This is a genomic window from Oleiharenicola lentus, assembly GCF_051660365.1.
Taxonomy (GTDB): Bacteria; Verrucomicrobiota; Verrucomicrobiia; order Opitutales; family Opitutaceae; genus Lacunisphaera; species Lacunisphaera lenta_A.
The window spans coordinates 1,199,711-1,218,086 of the sequence record NZ_JBOZXB010000001.1 but is presented as its reverse complement, the minus strand read 5'-3'; the positions used below and the strand labels follow the sequence as shown (position 1 = coordinate 1,218,086).

The window sequence follows — 18,376 nt, the reverse complement described above, 5'->3', positions numbered from 1 at the left end:
GGATTGTCAGCTGGAGCCGAACTTCACGCTAAAAATCACGATGAGCACCAGCATGACCACCGGTGGCCAGTAACCGCCGTAACGCCGTTGCCAGCCCCCCGCGAGGCACAGGAGCATGATGCCAATCATCGCCACGAGAGAAGCGGGCGTCAGCCAAGGTGCTTTGAAATCGGCATCAAAATACACGCCACGAACCGCCGTGCCGTGGCGCACCAACCATTCCGTGACAATCAACGTCACGGTAGCCGCTGAGTTGAACAAAACGCTCAGCGACACCAATCCGAGCAACCCCGTGAGCAGCGAAATAAACCCCGCAATCATCGCCAGGGAGGAAAGCGGGATGATCACGAGATTCGCAACGAGCGATCCCGGCGAAAGCATCTTGAAGTAACCGATCCCCGCTGGAGCGCTCGCGAGAAAAGCGACCCAGGATGCGGCGATCGTCGGCAATAGATACCGGCCGAACCATTCGACTCCGCGTTGCCGCCAGTTCCAATTTTGTTTCGGCAGGAAAGAAAACGGCTGCCACTGCTCCAGCCATTTTTCCGCCAGCGGCACGCCCATCACCACCAGCGCGATCACGACCGTGTAAGACATTTGGAAGCCCGTGTTAAAAAGCTGCAGCGGATCGAGCAGTAGTGTCGTGAGCGCGGCCGCCACCAACGCTGCGAGTCCTTTGCCCGGCAGGCGAAACACTTGCGCCGCGAGCAAAAACGCGATCATCAAAAACGATCGCTCCGCCGGCGAACTTCCCCCAGTGATCTGCACATACAACCAGAGCAGCGTGAGATTCAGCGCCACGGCGATGCGGCGCGGCACGCGCAAAAATTGCAGGAGCCCGTGCAGCGCCAGTGAGATGACCCCCACGTGCAATCCGCTGATTGAAAAAATGTGAAACGTCCCGCTGCGCATGAAGGCATTTTCCTGCTCCGGCGAGAGCACGGCTTTTTCGCCGAGCAGGATGGCGAGATAGAGCGATCGGGTTTGCGGATGTGCTTCGATGCCGTGACTCAGGATTTTTTCGAGCCGATCGCGGGCAAGAGTGCAGAACGCGCGAAAGCGGGTGGGCGGCTGCGTTTGTTTCGAAATGTGCGCGCGGATCAGGCGGTGGCTGATGCCGAGATTGTCCAGATAAACCTCGAAACCGTCGCCGCGGGCATTTTTTGCCAGCGGCTCAATCACGCCCGTCATCACATAGCGCCCGGAAGGTTGCGGCGCCACGCTGATGCGACGGACGGCGGAGAAGTAAACGTGCCGGCCAAGCAGCGCATGCTCGCCTTCGCTGGTCGCGACGACTTCGGCGAGCCCGGTGAGGCTGCGCGCTTTGGGCGCGATCGGGAAAACGTGAAACACTTGCACGGTGAGGGTGATTTCACGTGGCGGGCGTTGATCGACGGAGTGCAAGTGCGGGTGTCGTAGGTGGAGCATGGCAAAACCGGCCAGGCCGGCCGCGCCGCTGACGCAGATCGCCCATGATGCGAAGCCCCGCTTGCCACGACGAAAGCCACTCGCAATGGCACCTAACGCAAGCACGGCGGCGAGTGCGATGAGCCAGCTAACGCCGCTTGCGGGAGCAGGCCAGAGTTTGGCCGCGACCAAGCCGGTCGAAAACGGGATTAAAATCCAAAGTAGCGGCGCGCGGAGATGCGTGGAAGGCGAAGGCATTAAAAGCGGCAGCCCTGGCCCAAGCGCAGCAGAGCGCGAAACGAACAGGTTTGGCGGGTGCCTTCAAACTTGTTTCTCGGCACGTGCTGAACACTGTGGGTTTCGATGGCCCGTTCCGCAGACGACACCGCATCTCTTTTTGGCGAACCCGCGCCGGAGTCCGCCGCGCTCACCCCGGAGGTGCCTGCGGCCCATCAACCGCTGGCGGCGCGGATGCGCCCGCGGAATCTCTCCGAAATTGCCGGGCAGAAACACATCGTGAAGGAGGGCAGCCTGCTCCCGCGGCTCATCGCGACGAATCGTTTTGGCAGTCTCTTGTTTTACGGCCCGCCCGGCTGCGGCAAGACGAGTATCGCCGAAGTGATCGCGCGCGAAACGAAGAGCCGTTTTGTGCGAATCAACGCGGTCATGTCGAATGTCGCGGAATTGCGTGATATCCTCTCGGCGGCCCGCCGGCAACCGGCTGCCGGCACGATTCTTTTCATCGACGAACTGCATCGTTTCAACAAGTCGCAACAAGACTTGCTGTTGCCCGATGTCGAATCTGGCACGGTGCGCTTGATTGGTGCGACGACGCATAATCCCGGCTTCTACATCAATCCGCCGTTGTTGAGCCGCAGTCATCTCTTCCGGTTGGAACCGCTCGCGGCCGAAGATGTGGCCGGCGTGTTGCGCCATGCGCTGACCGACGTCGAGCGTGGTTTGGGTGCGCGTGAACACGTCGCGGAAGATAAAGTGCTCATTGATCTCGCGGTGCTGTGCGACGGCGATTTGCGGCGTGCGCTGAACGCGCTGGAGGTGATTGCGCTTAGCTTGCCCGAGAAAGCAGCGCTCACAGAAAACGAGCTGGAAATCTTCGCGCGCGAACGCCGCATTCGCTACGACGCGGACGAGGACGAGCATTACGATACGATTTCGGCTTTCATTAAAAGCTGCCGTGGCAGCGACCCGGATGCGGCGATGTATTGGCTCGCGAAAATGCTCGTCGGGGGCGAAGACCCGCGCTTTATCGCGCGCCGCCTCGTGATTCTCGCGAGCGAGGATGTCGGCCTTGCGGATCCGCAGGCGTTGCCGCTCACGGTGGCGGCGCATCACGCGTGCGATTTTATCGGATTGCCCGAAGCTGAACTCACGCTGGCGCACGCGACGCTTTACATCGCGACAGCACCCAAGAGCAATTCCGCCACACTCGCGCTGGCTGAAGCGAGGAGCGCGCTGGCTGAGAAGCCGGTGCAACCGGTGCCGCTACCCTTGCGCGACAAGAGTGGCAAAGCCAGTAAAGCAAACAACCACGGGAAAGGTTATCTTTATTCTCACGACTTCCCGGAAAATATCTCAGGCCAAGCTTACTTGGAAAAACCGTTGCAGCTCTACACGCCGAAGACCGCGGGATGGGAAGCGAAAATCGCCGACCGGTTGGCGCGGTGGAGTGAATTACGTGCGAAAGCTCGCTCGTAACGAGCAGGGGCTTGCGCCGTCCGCCGGCGTGACTAGGGTGCCACCATGAAACTCCTGACGGTTTTGCTGGCTCTGATTTGCTCTGCGGCGGCGCTTCAGGCGCAGGTGCCAGCCAAGAAAAATACCGCCAAGCCAGTGGAGAAAAAAGTCGAAGAACCTAAAATCCCCGGGCAAGTGCTCACGCGCTCGAACGGGACGTTTTTGAGTCTCACGCTCGAAGAGGGAAAATTTAAGCTCGGCTTCTACGATGCTAAAAAGAAAGCGATGGCTCCGGATGTCGCCCGCGCGGTCGCCCGTTGGCCTAATGTCCACGGACCCGGTCAGAATCGGTCGGTGTTAAACCCTGCTGACGACGGAAAATCGCTCTTAAGCGCGCAGTTTGTGCGTGGGCCGTATGCGTTTACCCTGATCCTCGTGCTCATCAAAGGGGACGGCGAGGAAGGCGAGACGTATTCGGTCCGGTTTCAAGGCTGACCCACGGTGGATTTGACAGGGCCGATTGGCTCGCGAATGCTGTCCGACCCACGCCATGACCGCACACGCACCTTTTGACTCCATCGAGACCGCGATCCAGACGATCGCGGCCGGCGGCATCATTATTGTCACGGACGATGAAGGACGGGAGAACGAGGGCGACCTCGTGATGGCGGCGGAAAAATCCACGCCCGAACTCATCAATATGATGATCCGGCACGCCCGCGGACTCATCTGCGTGCCGATGACGGAACCGCAACTGAAGCGCCTCGGCATCAATCCAATGGTGCAGCAGAATCGTGAAGCACACCGGACAGCGTTTACTGTTTCGGTGGACGCATCGGAAGGGATCACGACGGGCATCAGCGCCTTTGATCGCGCGCGCACGGTGCAGTTGTTGGCGGATCCGGCGACCCGCCCCGATGAACTCGTGCAGCCCGGGCACATTTTCCCGCTTTGTGCGCGGCCCGGTGGCGTGCTGGAACGCGCGGGTCACACTGAAGCAGCGATTGATATCGTGGCGCTCGCGGGGTTGAAACCGGTCGCGGTGATTTGCGAAGTGTTGAACGATGACGGTTCGATGGCGCGCGTGCCGGAGCTCGCGGAGTTCAAGCGTCAGCACAACGTGCCGATGATTTCGATTTCGGCGTTGATCGAATACCGGCATCAGCGCGAACAGTTGATCGAGTGCGTCGCGCAGCGACCGTTTGCCTCGGAATACGGCGAGTTCGATCTTCATGTGTTTCGCAGCAAGGTGGACAACCGTCACCACCTCGCGTTCACGAAGGGAAAACTCGATGCGTCGCCAACACTCGTGCGCGTGCATACTGAGAATTTGTTGAGCGATGTATTCCATGCGTCGGGCATGGGCAGTCATCGTTCGTTGATGGCGTCGCTGGCGCATGTGGCGAACGCCGGCCATGGCGTCATCGTTTATATGGAGCAGAACGGGCGGATGCAGGAAGCGCTGCTCAGCCAAAGCAAAACCGGCGAAGGCGTGAGCCCGGCGAACCTCCGTGATTATGGGATTGGCGCGCAAATCCTCACGGCGCTCGGCTTGAAAAAAATCCGCCTGATGTCGCACGCGGCCCGCCGCGTGGTCGGGCTCGATGGTTATGGCCTCGAAATTGTGGAGCAGATTCCCGTCTAAATTTTCCCATGAGTTTGAATTCACCCAAAGCGAAAGACATCGACGCGAAGAAACTGCGTTTCGGCCTCGTGGCTTCGCGTTTCAATGAAGCGTTGGTCGATGCGCTGGTCGCGCGTGCCGGTGAGCTGTTGAAAAATTCCAAGCGACTTGAAATCATCCGTGTGCCGGGTGCGCACGAGATCCCGTGGGGCGCGCAGCAACTTGCGGCGACCGGAAAATTCGACTGCGTGATCGCGCTCGGCGTTTTAATCGGCGGCGACACGAATCATCACGAGATGGTAGGCGACAGTGTTTCACACGCGTTGCAAACCGTCGCCATCAACACGGGAATCCCGGTGATCAACGGCGTGATTGTGGCCAACACCCTCGCGCAGGCCGAGGCCCGTTGCACCGGGTCGATTAACCGCGGCGCGGAGTTTGTCCACGCGGCGTTGGAGATGGCGGTGCTTAAACGTTCTTTGGAGAAAAAATCATGACGACTCAGTTCAACCAACGTCGCGAATGCCGCTCTGCGGCGTTTCAGTATCTTTACGCGTGGAGCGTTAACCAGCCGGCGAATCTCGCGGGCGACCTCGTGCTGTTTTTCGAGCACTTGGAGCAGCCGCGCGATTACTACGCGTTCGCGGAGGAGTTGATCCACGGCACGATTGAGCATGCGAAGGAACTCGACGAACACATCAAGGGTCTGGCGCATAATTGGGAATTCGATCGCATTGCGCGCATCGATCTCGCGATCTTGCGTCTCGCCATGTTCGAGATGCTGCACCGCAAAGACATCCCGCCGGTCGTGTCGATCAACGAGGCCATCGATCTCAGTAAACAATATTCGAGCGCTGATTCGAAGCGCTTCATCAACGGCATCCTCGACCGCATGAAGGACAAACTCGGCCGCGATTCCCGCAAACCTTCGAACGAGTAGGAATGTGGAAATCAGGAAAGCTGGAAATGGCAGAGCTTGGGCATAAAGAACTGAGTTCACGGGTAATCGAAGCGGCGATTGCCGTTCATCGTGCGCTTGGGCCGGGATTTATTGAGTCTGTCTACGAGAGTGCCTTGTGCGTGGAGTTAACCGCTAGGGGTATTAGCTTCGAGCGACAGAAATCTATCAAGATTTTCCATCGCGGGGTTGAAGTCGGCGAACATCGCTTAGATGTGGTAGTGGAAAACTGCCTGCTCGTGGAGCTGAAGGCGGTGCATGAGATTGAGGATATCTTTTATGCCATCGGACGTTCTCAGATGAAGGCAGCTGGGATTGCCGATGGTCTAATTCTTAATTTTGCGGCCATGCCGCTGACGATTAAACGGATCGGTCCCGGCCTGACGGGTCGTTCCTGACTTCCTGATTTCCATATAAATAACTTTTCCGAGTTTCATGTTTTCCATTTTCAAAAAATTTAAGGACGGTCTGACGAAGACGTTTTCGGCGATTGCGGCGAAGACGTCGGGGTTGTTTGGCGGGCGGAAGATCGACGCGGCTTCGCTCGATGAATTGGAGGAGGCGCTCTACACAGCCGATTTCGGCGTGGAGACGACCACGGAGATTTTAGAGGAAATTAAAACGGCCTATCGCAAGGATCCCGAATTGAAGGGTCAGCAAGCGGCGCAGATTGGCGTGACGGTTTTAAAACGCGTGCTGGCTGGTTCCGAAGGGAAACTCGTGCCGGCGGCGAACAAGCCCACGGTGATTGCGATGATCGGCGTGAATGGTTCCGGCAAAACGACGACCACGGCGAAGCTTGCTCACAAATTTAAAGAGGACGGCCAGACCGTCGTGATGGCGGCATGCGATACGTTTCGCGCGGCGGCGGTCGAGCAGCTCAAGAGTTGGGCGGATCGCTTAAAGATCGAAATTGTCGCGAGCCACACCGGCGCGGATTCGGCGGCGGTCGCGTTTGATGCGATGCAGGCAGCGAAGGCGCGCGGGCATGACTGGTTGATTGTCGATACAGCGGGGCGCTTGCACACCAAGGCGAATTTGATGGAGGAACTCGCGAAGATTCGCCGCGTGCTGCAAAAGACAGACCCGGCTGCGCCGCATCATCGCTGGCTGGTCGTGGATGGTTCGCTTGGCTCCAACTCCATCGAGCAAGCGAAAGTGTTTCACCAAAGTTTTGGGCTGACCGGGTTGGTGGTGACGAAGCTCGACGGCACGAGTCGCGGTGGAGCGATCGTGGGCATTTACCGGCAGTTGAAGATCCCGATTTATTTCATCGGTCTCGGCGAGCAGCCGGATGATTTGCAACCGTTCTCCATCGAGAATTACTCGAAGGCCGTGTTTGGCATCGAAGCTTCGTAACTTATGAAGCGCTGGCTTTACTGGATGCTTTGCGCGCTGGTGTGGGCGACTTCTGTGGGCGCTGCTGAAAAGGAATCGCGGGTGAGTCCGAAGAAAATTCGCGACGAGGTGCGCGTGGTGGTGGAAGGGCAATTGGCGGCGTTGCGTGAGGAGGACTTTGCGACCGCTTATGATTACGCGGCACTCGGGATCAAACGGCAGTTCAATGAACGCGTGTTTGCGGCGATGATCCGGCGCGGTTATCCCTCGCTACTCCGCCATCAGGCGTTCGATGTCGGCATCGTGCGTGATAACAGCCAAGGTGAGGCGCAGGTGGCGGTGACGGTCACGGATGCGCTGCAAAGAAACACTTATTATCGCTACTGGCTGGTTGAGGAGGAAGCGGGCTGGCGCATTGCCGGCGTGGTGCTGGAGCAAAAGCCGGCGCGCGGGAGCATCTAACCGAAATTCTTACGCGCCGGGCGCGGGCATCTCCGGGGATTTCTCGACGGCAGCTTTGATGGACTGACGCAACGCGGCGCGCGCGGGCGTGGCGTCGTCGAGTTTTAGATAAGCTTCTTGCAGCACGGTGCGCGCGGGTTTGCGCATGGCGAGGAGCTGCGGCACGTAGTTTTCCAAAGCGGCAAGGCCGTCGGCGGAGATCTCAAGTTTTACGAGCGCGGTCAGGGCGGCCTGGTTGGCTGGGTCGTTTTTGACGGCGGTTTCGAGCACGTTACGAGCTTGGTTGCGCGCGCCGATTTCATCGAGGCGCTCGGCCAGCAGCAGGGCGTCGCTCGCGCGAAGATAGTCGCGGATGAGGAACGCCTTCAGGTAAACTTCACCGTTCGTGGGATCGCCGGCGCCAAATGCGGCGAGCGCGCGCAGGCCGGAAATCACGGCGGTGAAACGCGGGTCTTTACCTGAGGGGCCGGCGAGCGCGGCTTCGGATTTTTCGAGCGCAGGCTTGTATTCGCCGCGGGCGATCAGTGTCTGGATCATGACAAGATCGAACGGATAAATATTAAAGCCCCGCTCGGTCGCGAGCGCATGCAGGCGTTTCGCGAGATCCAATTCGCCAGTGTCGGCCGCAAACCAAGCCAGCAGTAACAAGGCTTGGGCATCGCCGGAATAATCGTGAAGGTAGGAATCCAGTTCGCGCGAGTAACGAACCTGGTCGTTTTTGTAGCGCCAGGAATACATTAAATCCACGCGCGCACCCGGACTTGCCGGATCGGCAACGTGGCGCAAGAGCGCTTCGTTGAGCGCTTCTTCTTGCCGTCCCAAGTCGCGGTAGAAGCGGATTAACTGCAGCGGAAGCTCGTCGCGATTGGGGAAGAGGGCGCGTTGCTGCTCGAGGCGGACGATCCCAAGTTCGGGGTAGCCGCGTTCCCAGTCGCAGCGCGCGAGCAGCAATTGTCCTTCGAGGCTGCGCCCAAGCCGCCACGCCGTGACGATTTTTTCAGCGGCGTCATAGTTGCCGCGATAGTAGTGGGCTTGGGCCGCTTGCAGGGCGAGAAACTGGTTTTGGATCCGGTCGTCGACCGTGGCGGGCAGGTATTTTTCAACCAGGGCGATGATCTCGGCGTCGGCTCGCATTTCACTGAGCAAGCTGAAGGTGAGTTTGAGGTATTCGAGATCATCGAGCGCGTGTTCCAAGCCGGCTTTTAACAGGTTCAAGCACGCCCCGGGATCGCCGAAGCGCAGGAACAAAACGGCGAGTTCGCGGCGGGAGGTGATATCTTTGGGGGCACGCGCAATCCCCGCACCGTAAAACGTGACTGCTTCCGAATAATCTTTTTTCTCCAGCGCGGCCTTGGCCCGCGCGATGTAGAACCGGCCCAGCGACTCGCGGTGCTTGGGCCAGTTGGGTGGCCACACGATGTTCAGGTAGCTAGCCTCGGTAAATTCATGGCGGATTTTGACAAAAGCAAACACCGCGCCGCTGAGCGCCAGCCACCCTGCCAGCGCAAGGAGGGCGAGCACCGACAAAATCCGCTTCCAGAAAAAAACTCGGGAGGTGGAGCCGTCAGCCTCTTCGACGCGCGTCCACAATTTCCGCCGATATTCGGCGGAGTTGGGGTCGAAGCGGGGAGCATTGGCTTTGAGCGGATCCAAACGAAGCCAATGCCAAGCACGGGGGCAGTTAAGTCGATTTATTTCGCGGCGCTGGGGCGGTTTTGAAATTAAATATAAGATTTTGCGAAAACACCTTTTTTTAGGCGGTTTGGTTTCTCCGCATTCGGAACGAGTTGTGGCTTTGTTTGGTTCGCAGTTCGCAACCGGCAACGGGTGTGAAAGGTGACCAAAAGGGGTTCGCGCGTGTCTGACTGGCCCGTTGAATGCGCGTGAACCCCCCATTTTTTTGCAATGGTTTGCAGGTGTAGAAAAAAGGCGCGGACGTTATGTCCGCGCCTTTTTTTTGAACTGAAATGGGAAAGATGAAGTTAGCGCACGCCGCCCATGAGGCGCTTCACCCACGGGACAAGGGCGAACAAGGCCAGCGTCGCTACGCCGACGAGGATTGCTTGATTGGAGAAAAATTTGGCGAGCGCGGGGGCATCTTCGCTGTTGAACCCAGTGGCGAGCACGCCGGCGAGTTTGTTGCCGAGCGCCGCGGCGAGGAACCAGATCCCCATCACGAGTCCCAACAAGCGGGCCGGGGCGAGTTTGGTCATCGTGCTCAATCCGACCGGACTGAGACACATCTCGCCGACGGTTTGGAAGAAATACAAACCCAGCAGCCAGATCGGGCTGATCCGGCCTTCCGCCGTGAGGCGGGCCGCGGGGATCATCCACACGAAAGAGAGCGCGACGAAGAAGAGGCCGAGCGCGAATTTGGTCGGGCTCGACGGTTGTTTGCTGCCGAGTTTCGTCCATAGCCACGCAAAGATCGGGGCAAGAATGATGACCCACGCTGAGTTCACCGACTGCCACCACGCAGAAGGAAATTCCCAACCGAAAATACGGTTGTCCGTGAGACGGTCAGCGAACAGCGAAACGGAAGAACCGGCTTGTTCGAAGATCGCCCAGAAAATTTGCGCAGCGAGGAAGAACACTAGAATGGCGGCGATCCGGCGGCTTTCCGTCGAAGGACGCACCGCGAAAAACAAAATGAGCGCGATCTGCGAGATGAACAGCGCGTAAACGATCCAGCGGTAATGGTCGGCTGCAATCATCACCCCAATCAAAGCCAGCGAGCCCGCCACGACCAAGCTGAGCTTACCCCACGGCCGGCCGGCGCCTTCCAGGGCGGGGGCGTGGCCCACATGAGCGACGGTTGCGCTACGGCGGATATAAGCGATCAAGCCGAGCGTCATGCCGACGCCCGCGGCACCAAATGCCCAGTGCCAGCTGTTGCGCGCATCGAGACCGAAATTGGCAAGGATGCCCTTGAACTGTTCACTCTGTGCGAGCCAGCCGCAGACAATCGATGCCGCCAGTGCGCCGATGTTGATCCCCATGTAGAAAATAGAAAACCCGGCGTCACGGCGTTCGTCCGTTGGGCTGTAGAGGCTGCCCACCATGGTGGAAATATTTGGCTTCAACAAACCGGTGCCAAGGGCCACGAGCGCGAGACCGGCAAAAAATGTGATCTGGCTGTGCAGGGCCATCGAGAAGTGCCCGAGCGCAATAATAGTTCCGCCCCACAACACGGCCCGGCGCGCGCCAATAAAATTATCGGCAATGTATCCGCCCAGGATGCTCAGCAAATACACGCTCATCGTATAAGTGCTGTAGACCGCGAACGCGTTTTTATCACTGAAGCCAAGTCCGCCTTCCGCGATGCCCAGCGTCATGAAAAGCACGAGCAAGGCACGCATGCCGTAGTAGGAAAAACGTTCCCACATTTCGGTGACGAACAACGTAGTGAGGCCGCGGGGGTGTCCGCCAAGTCCGCCAGTGTCCATTTCGACAGGCACCGGCATCTCGGCGACGGGAGCAGATTTTGGATTCATTGCGCGCGATTCCGGCGGGGAATTATGACAAGGGCAAGAGCGGAGCCATGGCGGAGGTGGACAAACGGCACGAAAATCGCTCTATGGCCGCGCAATGGTGGGAGCACACATTCACTTCATCGAGGGCGGCGCAGCATGAGCGCGCGTATTGCCTGGCTGCGCCGCAAACCCTCCGCCGAAGTCCGCGTCGAAGAAAGCGCCGAACTTTCGGTGCGAGGCCTCGCTCCGCGCACCCTGCAAATTTACCTGCCACCCGGCTACTCGGCAAAGCGTGCGAAAGCGTATCCACTCTTGTTCGCCTTGGATGGACAAATGATGCCGCACTGGAGGCTCGCCGAAACGCTCAACGAACTCGTCGCTTTGAACCAGATCGAGCCGGTCGTCGTGGCCGCGGTGCCGGCTTCCGCCGAGCGGATCGACGAATATGGCACGGCCAGCGGCGTGGATTTTGCGGGCCGCGGGAAACACGCGCGCGCGTTCCAAGAGTTGCTCGCAGGCGTTGCGTTGCCGTGGCTGCGCGAAAATTTCAACGTTTCAAAAGAAGCCGCGCGCACGGGAGTTTTTGGCGCGTTGATGGGTGGGCTGTGTGCGTTCGATACCGTGCTGCGCCGGCCAAGTATTTTTGGCGTGGCAGGAATTTTTTCGGGTTCACTGTGGTGGCGCGACGACAGCGCCAGTTTGATTGGCCAGCAAGTGAGCCGCATCGCGCACCGCAATGTGCGCGAACTCGGCGCAAAGCCGGCGTTACGCCTGTGGTTCGAAGCCGGCACGCGCGACGAAACCGACGATCGCGATAACAATGGCGTGATCGATGCGATCCAGGATACCACCGAGCTGATGGACGAGCTTGAGCGTAAAGGCTTCGTGCCCGGCAAAGACATGAATTACCTCCAAATGGAAGGCGGCGAACACAACGAAGCCACGTGGGCGCTCGCGTTGCCCGAATTTTTGCGCTGGGCGTTGCCCAAGAAATGACATGCCGCTTTGCGTGATAATTTCCCGTGAGAGTCGACAAACGGTGCTGAACTTATACCGCTAATTTATGCGTATTCTCCTGCTTGTGCTGGGTGGTTTGATGATGTTGGCCGCGATGGCGATTTCCGTGTTTATGCTGGGCGTGATTGCCCACGGGCCAAACGCGGAGAAGTTTGCGCTCTGGTCGAAAATTTTGTCCGTCAGTTTATTCTCACTGCCAGTGGCCTGGGTGTGCGGTTTTATTTTTTCCGGCCGCGAAATCGCCGACAAAAACCGTCCGAACATCGTGCGGCAGCTGCTGAATCTTCCATTTTATGCGGTCTCGGTGCACGGCTTGATGTGGTTGGCCGCGATTTTCTTCGGCATGCGCTAAACGGGCCGCGCGGGAGCGCGCCTCGTCACTGAAAGAGCGAGACCAGCAAAAGATACCACGCACTGCAGAGCGTGGCGGTAGCCGCAAATTTGAGACGATGCGCCTGAGATCGGAGCGCCAGCCACAGGAGGAATCCGGAAACTGGAAAGGCGACGAGCGCGAGCGCGACGGGTTTGGCGAGGCCGAACTCGATGGTTTTTCCAGACAAGGCCCAACTGCCTTGCGCGCGTGAGACGAGGACATACGCGCCGATGAGCGTGAGGCCGGCGACGATCCACGTGATGGATTTGACGTGCGGCGAAGGGGTCGATGCGGGGAGTTTTTTTGGCGGCGTGCGGTGTGCGCGCGTGCGCCGCCACCACAGCCACGTGCCGCTCAGGGCGAGCACGCTGGGGCTGAGTCCGAGCACGAACCAGATTACTTTTGTCGGGATGCCGCCAAAGTAACCGAAGTGCAGCGGATCGAAACTCGAGTAGAGGCGGCTCCAGCCCCTGGCGTCGCGACCATCAACTTGTCGGCGCACTTCACCGGTGTAGGGATCGAGCGTGATCGAATTTGCGCGACGCACATGGCTTTGCTGCACGAGCGCGCTCGGCACATCGCCTTGAAGGGCGATCGGTCCGTTGGCCTGATTGGGAAACGAGATCGAGCGCACGGTGAGTTCGGGAAATGCGGCGTGGGCTTTCGCGAGGATCGTTTCCAGTGGAAGCGGTGGCGTGGTGGGTGCGGCTGGGCGCGGTTCGCGGGCGCGCGGGTTTTGCGCGGCGGCTTCCGCCGTGGACGCGGGGCGCAGCCATTTAGAGCGAATCTGGTTGGTCAGATTTTCGAAACCAAACACCGCGCCGGTGACGCCGATGAGGATATTAAATGCCAGCGACCACACGCCGACGAGTTTGTGTAAATCCGACCAGCGCACGCGTGCTCCGGCGGAATTCCAGCGGAAGCGGAAGAGGTTTTTAATCCAGCCGCGATAAATCCACAATCCGGTGATGCATGACAACACCAGCGTCACGCCGAACACGCCGACGAAAACACGGCCCCACAAGCCCATGAATAAACGCAGGTGAAGTTGCCGGATGAAATTGCGCAGCGTGGACGTGTAGGCACCCGAGTATTCGCGGTCGCCGTTGATCTTTCCGGTCACGGGATCGATGAACACATCGAGGTTGCCGCGCTCCTTCGACTGCACTTTCGCGACGTGCGCAAACGAAGGTCGTTCAGAAAGATTCAGGGTGGTCAGCCGGTCGCCGGGATACGTCGTGCGCACCGTGGAAACAATGCGGTCGATGCCGGCGCGAGGCTGGCCGGGTTTGGCGGAAGCGCGCAGCGCGGGCGTCACGAGCCAGTCAATTTCCTCGATGAAAACCGCGACGGCGCCGCTGCCGCCGATGATGAACATGAAAACGCCCGTGACCAACCCGAGCCAGAGGTGCCAGTTAAAGAGCGTTTTGGTTTTCATTAAAAAATTACGCCGCGCGAGGCGGCGTAAGGAAAACCTTAGAAGCTGTAGGACGTCGTGAAAGTGTAATTTCTCGGCGTGCCCGGGAAGTGGCCTTCGCCGCCGAGCACGCTGCGTGAATACACCTTGTCGGCGATATTCTCGCACTTGAGGGCGAAGCGAACCTGGTTCCAGCGGTAGTAAAGCGCGGCATTATAAATCGTGTAGGAAGCGGCGGGGAAATCCTGCACGCCGGTGAAGTTCTCGCGCGCGCCGACGTAATTCACGCCGACGGCGACGCCGAGTTTGTCGTCCTTCAGGAAATTATGGCGCGTCCACACGCCGAATTTGTGGCGCGGAGCATTCGGGAAACGACTGCCGACGGCGGTGCCGAACGTGCCGGCGTCGGTGACCTTGGTGTCGTTGTAGGCGTAGTTGGCAGAGAGATTCCACGATTTCGTGAGCTGGCCGCTCGCATCGAATTCGAAGCCACGGCTGGTAACTTCGCCGATGGGCGCGAGCCAGTTGGTCGGGGCGCCGGGCGTCGGATCGCGTTCAAGGATGTTGGTCTTGGTGATGTCGTAGATCGATGCGGTGAGGCTGAGGCGATTTTGCAAAATGTCCCATTTGACGCCGGCTTCGTGCGACAGGCTTTCCTGTGGAGGGAAGGGGCCGTTCTGGTCTTCGCTGCCGAGCGTTTGCGGCTTCAACCCCATCGCATAGCTGTAGTAGGCGAGCGCGTTGGGTTGAATCTTGTAGCCGACGGCGCCGCGGTAGGTGAAGACACTATCGGAAAACGAATCGGTGGTCGGGCGGAAACGGGTGTCTTCGAAATCTTCATAACGTGCACCGAGAACGAGGCGCCATTTTTCGCCGAACGAAATTTGATCCTGCACGTAATAGCCGGTGCGGATCTTGTCGGTGTCGTTGGGCACGGCGGCGCCGAATGGCACCGAGTCGTCGGTGAGGCCGCTGACGCCGTAAACAGGATTAAGGACGTTGATGCGCGCGACGCTGGCTTGGGCGACGGCGACGGAGTAGAATACGCGGTTCACACTCGAGTAGTCCACGCCGGCGAGAATTTTGTGCGTGGTTTTTGCGATTTCGTAATCGCCGATCACGTTGGCGGCCCACGCGAGTTCGTCGTTCAGGCGGAGCTGGTGGCGGAATTCGCGCAGTTGTTCGACGAAGGCCGGGCCGACCATCAAGTTGCCTTCGTGGTAAGCTTGCTCGGATTCGCTTTCATACCAGCGAACGAATGCATTCAGGCGTAGATTGCTCGAGAACGCGTGATCGAGTCGCGCGCTATAGATTGTCGTGAAAAGATTTTGGAAATCAGTCGGCTCGGTCGGCGAGTGGCTGATCGGCGCGATAAACGAACCGCCTTTGGTGCCGGTCGGCGCGAGCACGCCGGGCGCGCTGAACGCGAGGAACGGCACGCCGCGGATGCGGGCACCGGGTTGTTTGTTGGTTACGTCTTCGACTTCGACGTTGAGACGGGTGGCTTCGGAAATGACCCACGTGAGCGAGCCGACGAGATTGAGCGCTTCCTGGCCGTAGTTGTTACGGAAGCTTTCCTTTTCGTTGTAGCTCGCGCTGACGAGATAGAGAAAACGTTTCTTCTGATCGATGGGGCCGGTGACGGAGAAGCTGCCGCCACGGAGGTCGTAGCTACCGACGCGCGCGTTCACCGAGCCGCCGAATTTGGCTTTGGGTTTTGCGGTGACGATGTTGATGAGGCCGCCCGGTTCGTTGTCGCCATAGAGGAGGCCGACGGGGCCTTTGAGGACTTCGACTTGTTCGACGTTATTGAGCGTGAGGATGCCGAAGTCATTGAACGGACTGCCGGCGATGCCGTTGTAACGCGTCTGCTCCTGACGGAAACCGCGCGCGCTCACGCCGCCGTAGGAAAATTCGGTGACGCTGCCCATGAACTGATAGAGATCGGTGATGTCGAGCGCGCCGACGTCTTCGATCAGCTCTTTCGTAATGACTTGAATTGGTGCCGGCACGTCGATGAGCGGCGTGTCGGTTTTCATGCCGGTGATGGAGGTGTTGCCTTTGTAGGCGTCACGTTGATCGGTGACCTTGAAATCGTCGAGGCGCACGACGCCGTCGTCGGTCGTCGACGAGGAGTTGCTCGGGGTCTGAGCGGTTTGAGCCCACAGCAGGGGCGTGACGAACAAGAGAGCGCCGAGGCGCAGTGACGATTTAACTACGGATTGCATGGTGTAAAAAATGCGACCCTGTCTCAGGTGGAGAGCAGGGTCGTTCGCGAAGAATTTCGCGGAAAAAAGTTAAGCGCCAATCGCCGCCGTGCGGCTGAACGCGAAACGCACGCGTGTCCACGGCGTCGTGGGCGCACCTTCGAGGGCAAGGCGGATACAGCTGGCGCGGACGGACTCGACGCAACCGGCGAGCTTCAATTCCGTGCAGACGGCGGGAGAGTGACGCGTCTCGGAAACCCACGCGACGAGCTGGCTTTCAAGCCAGCGACGCAGGCGGAAACAGGCGAGGTAGTGACGCTCTTCAATCAACGCGCGCAGGCGGAAAAACTCACTGACCATCGCATTCGCATCGTCGGAGTGGGCGAGCAGCCAGCGCAAATCCAGCGCGGCATCAAACGCCGCCGAATCGGCGTCCCCCATCAGCTCCGCGAGCAAGTGGTCCAGCGTGGCGACACCGTGATTAAGCGGGCAGGAAACGACGGTGCGAACCGGGGTGATCGTCGTCTCAACAGGGGCTAACGTAAGGTGGCTCATGCGAATGGGATTAAAACTCAGTCTCAATAAGGATCTCAAGAAATGCGCCAGCGGTAAGACTGGCGCATCGTTGGAAAGGTTAGGCGTGCGAGGGCTTCAAGTAGCTGCGGAGCATCCACAGCGTCTTTTCGTGCCATTGAATGCGACCGATGACGAGGTCTTGCGTCTCAAGATCGTTCGCGGCGCCGGCGGTGTCACGGACGGCGACGGCATCGGCGAGGGTCTTTTCGTGAGCGACAACCAAGCCGGCGACGTAATCCTTCGCGGCGACGGAGCCGGTCGGGAATTCTTCGATGCCGGATTCCTTGGCGAGGGCCTTGAGGCCGCCGTTCGAATACGCGTCGAGTGCGCGGGTGCGTTCGGCGATTTCATCGATGGCTTCGAACAGGTTTTCGTAGTGCGTCTGGAAAGCGGTATGGAGCGCGAAGAAGTCCTGGCCTTCGACATTCCAGTGGGCGTGGTGCGAGAGCGCCATGAGCGCGTAAGAGTCGGCCAGCAAAAGGTTCAGACCGGCGACGACCGGGCTCGTTTTAACTTTGGCGGAAGAGAGGGTTTTCATGGCTGGAGGGAACGTAGTGGTTGAGGTGGGTTTGGCAACTGTTGGTTGGGCGAAATTAAGATTACTTTTGCTCGATAAAAGCTTCGATGCTGGCGCGGGCATGTTGTTCCGCTTCAACGGCATTGAAGGGTTCTCCCTTTTCGAGTTTTTCGGCGTAAGCAAAGGGCGCTTCGAAGCTGCTCTGGCCATTTTTGCGGGCGAGGAAAACGAAGCGGTCGCGCCGGGTGAATTCCTCCGCCCAGACTTTGCGCACGAGTGTCCAGTAAGCGCCGCTCTTTTCGAAATACTTGTCCGCCGCCGCGAGGCTCGGCGCAGTGATGCGATCGTAGCGATCAAGGCCGAGTTCTTGCGCCACGTAAGTCGGGGCCACGCTCGTGTCGCCGGAAACGCGTTTCCAATTTTGTTGCTCGTGCAGCCAGCCGGTCGGCGTGAGCACGATGCGGTGCACGCCCTCCATCACGTCGTAATCTTTGCGCGTCGTGTGTTCGCGCCGCGGCAACGGCCGGAATTCGCGCGAGCCGGTCCATTGCGAAACATTGCCGTTGTGCGTCCATGGGCCGAACGCTTCGTAACGCGGCGAGTCGTCGACTTGGAACACCGCTTGCGACCACGTGCCGCGCGCTTCGTCGGCGGTGAGCGTTTTGCGCGCCCACGTGTTTTGTCCGCGGAACGTGTGCAGGTCGGTGTCTTCGTAAATCCAATCCTGACGCCAATGCTTCATCACCATCGGCTCGGAAATCGTGCCATCGTCTTTCTTCATGAACATCACGAGCGTGTGTTGCAGGCTGATCAACTTCCCGGTGTCGGCGAGCACGCGCACCTGCTCGGTCGCCCACGAATGATACGGCGCTTTCGGTGAATATTTTTCCGTGAGCCCGACGGTTTCCATAAAGTGGAAGGTCACTTTGTAGTCGCCCGCGAGCGCGAGGATCGCCGCGCGATCCTTGGCAAACGCATCGCGCGCGTTCGCGACTTCCGCGAGCGGTAACGCGCGATCCGGCGCGAGCGTCACGGGCGCGCCGCGCGAAGAACCGCCGCGCGGATTTGCGATTTTCGTCGGGACATCGCCCCAACCGAACAGATACGACGTGGCGTTTTCGGGCGCGGGAGCGACGGCGGGTTTCGCGGGAGTTGCTGCTGGCGCGGCCGGTGTTTCGACCGCCGCAACCGGGGCGGGAGTCGCGGGCGGAGTCGGCGGCGTGGACGTGTGTTGGCAACCTGCCGCAAATGCGGCGGCCGCGCAGAGCGTGAGAACGGAGGCGATTTTCATGAGTTAAAGAAAAATGGAAAA

General features: G+C 59.3%; 18 protein-coding genes. 10 read left to right on the top strand and 8 right to left on the bottom strand.

The features are described from left to right. Positions 1-6 precede the first annotated feature (6 nt). Positions 7-1,665: a ComEC/Rec2 family competence protein gene (locus tag ACRRQW_RS04400; protein WP_438480045.1), complete on the bottom strand. Its 1,659-nt coding sequence runs from the start codon at positions 1,663-1,665 to the stop codon at positions 7-9. A gap of 105 nt (positions 1,666-1,770) precedes the next feature. Here ACRRQW_RS04400 and ACRRQW_RS04395 point away from each other — a divergent pair, with 105 nt between their 5' ends. The 8 genes from ACRRQW_RS04395 to ACRRQW_RS04360 are packed head-to-tail and all read left to right on the top strand — an operon-like array spanning position 1,771 to position 7,484. Continuing rightward, the gene (locus ACRRQW_RS04395; protein WP_438480044.1) at positions 1,771-3,123 is read left to right on the top strand and encodes a replication-associated recombination protein A; all 1,353 of its coding nucleotides are present in this window, start codon (positions 1,771-1,773) and stop codon (positions 3,121-3,123) included. Between the two features lie 45 nt (positions 3,124-3,168). Continuing rightward, positions 3,169-3,597, top strand: coding sequence for a hypothetical protein (locus ACRRQW_RS04390; protein ID WP_438480043.1), 429 nt, complete (start codon positions 3,169-3,171; stop codon positions 3,595-3,597). 55 nt (positions 3,598-3,652) lie between these two features. Then, the gene (ribB, locus tag ACRRQW_RS04385) at positions 3,653-4,747 is read left to right on the top strand and encodes a 3,4-dihydroxy-2-butanone-4-phosphate synthase (RefSeq protein ID WP_438480042.1); all 1,095 of its coding nucleotides are present in this window, start codon (positions 3,653-3,655) and stop codon (positions 4,745-4,747) included. 8 nt (positions 4,748-4,755) lie between these two features. Further along, complete coding sequence (gene ribH / locus ACRRQW_RS04380) at positions 4,756-5,223, top strand: 6,7-dimethyl-8-ribityllumazine synthase (RefSeq protein ID WP_438480041.1); 468 nt, start codon at positions 4,756-4,758, stop codon at positions 5,221-5,223. Beyond that, positions 5,220-5,666, top strand: coding sequence for a transcription antitermination factor NusB (gene nusB / locus ACRRQW_RS04375; RefSeq protein ID WP_438480040.1), 447 nt, complete (start codon positions 5,220-5,222; stop codon positions 5,664-5,666). Before ribH ends, nusB begins: the two co-directional genes overlap by 4 nt. 2 nt (positions 5,667-5,668) lie before the next feature. Continuing rightward, the gene (locus ACRRQW_RS04370) at positions 5,669-6,082 is read left to right on the top strand and encodes a GxxExxY protein (RefSeq protein ID WP_438480039.1); all 414 of its coding nucleotides are present in this window, start codon (positions 5,669-5,671) and stop codon (positions 6,080-6,082) included. 37 nt (positions 6,083-6,119) lie between these two features. Continuing rightward, positions 6,120-7,043, top strand: coding sequence for a signal recognition particle-docking protein FtsY (gene ftsY / locus ACRRQW_RS04365; protein WP_438480038.1), 924 nt, complete (start codon positions 6,120-6,122; stop codon positions 7,041-7,043). A 3-nt stretch (positions 7,044-7,046) separates the two neighbouring features. Further along, positions 7,047-7,484 carry a DUF4864 domain-containing protein gene (locus tag ACRRQW_RS04360; protein WP_438480037.1) on the top strand — a complete coding sequence of 146 codons (438 nt, stop codon included), beginning with the start codon at positions 7,047-7,049 and terminating at the stop codon, positions 7,482-7,484. A gap of 9 nt (positions 7,485-7,493) precedes the next feature. Here the strand turns inward: ACRRQW_RS04360 and ACRRQW_RS04355 are convergent, their stop codons facing one another. After that, positions 7,494-9,137 carry a tetratricopeptide repeat protein gene (locus tag ACRRQW_RS04355; protein WP_438480036.1) on the bottom strand — a complete coding sequence of 548 codons (1,644 nt, stop codon included), beginning with the start codon at positions 9,135-9,137 and terminating at the stop codon, positions 7,494-7,496. 329 nt (positions 9,138-9,466) lie between these two features. Continuing rightward, a complete protein-coding gene (locus tag ACRRQW_RS04350) occupies positions 9,467-10,978 on the bottom strand; it encodes a peptide MFS transporter (RefSeq protein ID WP_438480035.1) in 1,512 nt (503 codons plus the stop codon). 135 nt (positions 10,979-11,113) lie between these two features. On the opposite strand from ACRRQW_RS04350, the gene ACRRQW_RS04345 reads away from it, so the two are divergent. Together ACRRQW_RS04345 and ACRRQW_RS04340 are read left to right on the top strand one after the other, a co-directional pair. Next, on the top strand, positions 11,114-11,953 hold the full coding sequence (locus ACRRQW_RS04345) for an alpha/beta hydrolase (RefSeq protein WP_438480034.1): 840 nt from the start codon (positions 11,114-11,116) through the stop codon (positions 11,951-11,953). Between the two features lie 67 nt (positions 11,954-12,020). Then, entirely contained in the window at positions 12,021-12,326 is a 306-nt protein-coding gene (locus ACRRQW_RS04340; protein WP_438480033.1) for a hypothetical protein, read from the top strand. Between the two features lie 25 nt (positions 12,327-12,351). On the opposite strand, the gene ACRRQW_RS04335 is transcribed toward ACRRQW_RS04340, so the two are convergent. From ACRRQW_RS04335 to ACRRQW_RS04315, 5 genes are all read right to left on the bottom strand, one after another. After that, complete coding sequence (locus tag ACRRQW_RS04335) at positions 12,352-13,785, bottom strand: PepSY-associated TM helix domain-containing protein (protein WP_438480032.1); 1,434 nt, start codon at positions 13,783-13,785, stop codon at positions 12,352-12,354. Between the two features lie 38 nt (positions 13,786-13,823). Further along, positions 13,824-15,992 (bottom strand): TonB-dependent siderophore receptor, encoded by a 2,169-nt coding sequence (locus ACRRQW_RS04330; protein WP_438480031.1) that lies wholly within the window; start codon positions 15,990-15,992, stop codon positions 13,824-13,826. 69 nt (positions 15,993-16,061) lie between these two features. After that, positions 16,062-16,526 carry a hypothetical protein gene (locus ACRRQW_RS04325; RefSeq protein ID WP_438480030.1) on the bottom strand — a complete coding sequence of 155 codons (465 nt, stop codon included), beginning with the start codon at positions 16,524-16,526 and terminating at the stop codon, positions 16,062-16,064. A 79-nt stretch (positions 16,527-16,605) separates the two neighbouring features. Further along, positions 16,606-17,085 (bottom strand): Dps family protein, encoded by a 480-nt coding sequence (locus ACRRQW_RS04320; protein ID WP_438480029.1) that lies wholly within the window; start codon positions 17,083-17,085, stop codon positions 16,606-16,608. A gap of 61 nt (positions 17,086-17,146) precedes the next feature. After that, complete coding sequence (locus tag ACRRQW_RS04315; protein ID WP_438480028.1) at positions 17,147-18,355, bottom strand: DUF6607 family protein; 1,209 nt, start codon at positions 18,353-18,355, stop codon at positions 17,147-17,149. Positions 18,356-18,376: the final 21 nt, after the last annotated feature.

Bases quoted from the DNA above. Each gene is read 5' to 3' on its own strand.
- ACRRQW_RS04400 (WP_438480045.1), bottom strand. From the start codon at position 1,665: ATGCCTTCGCCTTCCACGCATCTCCGCGCGCCGCTACTTTGGATTTTA.
- ACRRQW_RS04395 (WP_438480044.1), top strand. From the start codon at position 1,771: ATGGCCCGTTCCGCAGACGACACCGCATCTCTTTTTGGCGAACCCGCG.
- ACRRQW_RS04390 (WP_438480043.1), top strand. From the start codon at position 3,169: ATGAAACTCCTGACGGTTTTGCTGGCTCTGATTTGCTCTGCGGCGGCG.
- ribB (WP_438480042.1), top strand. From the start codon at position 3,653: ATGACCGCACACGCACCTTTTGACTCCATCGAGACCGCGATCCAGACG.
- ribH (WP_438480041.1), top strand. From the start codon at position 4,756: ATGAGTTTGAATTCACCCAAAGCGAAAGACATCGACGCGAAGAAACTG.
- nusB (WP_438480040.1), top strand. From the start codon at position 5,220: ATGACGACTCAGTTCAACCAACGTCGCGAATGCCGCTCTGCGGCGTTT.
- ACRRQW_RS04370 (WP_438480039.1), top strand. From the start codon at position 5,669: ATGTGGAAATCAGGAAAGCTGGAAATGGCAGAGCTTGGGCATAAAGAA.
- ftsY (WP_438480038.1), top strand. From the start codon at position 6,120: ATGTTTTCCATTTTCAAAAAATTTAAGGACGGTCTGACGAAGACGTTT.
- ACRRQW_RS04360 (WP_438480037.1), top strand. From the start codon at position 7,047: ATGAAGCGCTGGCTTTACTGGATGCTTTGCGCGCTGGTGTGGGCGACT.
- ACRRQW_RS04350 (WP_438480035.1), bottom strand. From the start codon at position 10,978: ATGAATCCAAAATCTGCTCCCGTCGCCGAGATGCCGGTGCCTGTCGAA.
- ACRRQW_RS04345 (WP_438480034.1), top strand. From the start codon at position 11,114: ATGAGCGCGCGTATTGCCTGGCTGCGCCGCAAACCCTCCGCCGAAGTC.
- ACRRQW_RS04340 (WP_438480033.1), top strand. From the start codon at position 12,021: ATGCGTATTCTCCTGCTTGTGCTGGGTGGTTTGATGATGTTGGCCGCG.
- ACRRQW_RS04335 (WP_438480032.1), bottom strand. From the start codon at position 13,785: ATGAAAACCAAAACGCTCTTTAACTGGCACCTCTGGCTCGGGTTGGTC.
- ACRRQW_RS04330 (WP_438480031.1), bottom strand. From the start codon at position 15,992: ATGCAATCCGTAGTTAAATCGTCACTGCGCCTCGGCGCTCTCTTGTTC.
- ACRRQW_RS04325 (WP_438480030.1), bottom strand. From the start codon at position 16,526: ATGAGCCACCTTACGTTAGCCCCTGTTGAGACGACGATCACCCCGGTT.
- ACRRQW_RS04320 (WP_438480029.1), bottom strand. From the start codon at position 17,085: ATGAAAACCCTCTCTTCCGCCAAAGTTAAAACGAGCCCGGTCGTCGCC.
- ACRRQW_RS04315 (WP_438480028.1), bottom strand. From the start codon at position 18,355: ATGAAAATCGCCTCCGTTCTCACGCTCTGCGCGGCCGCCGCATTTGCG.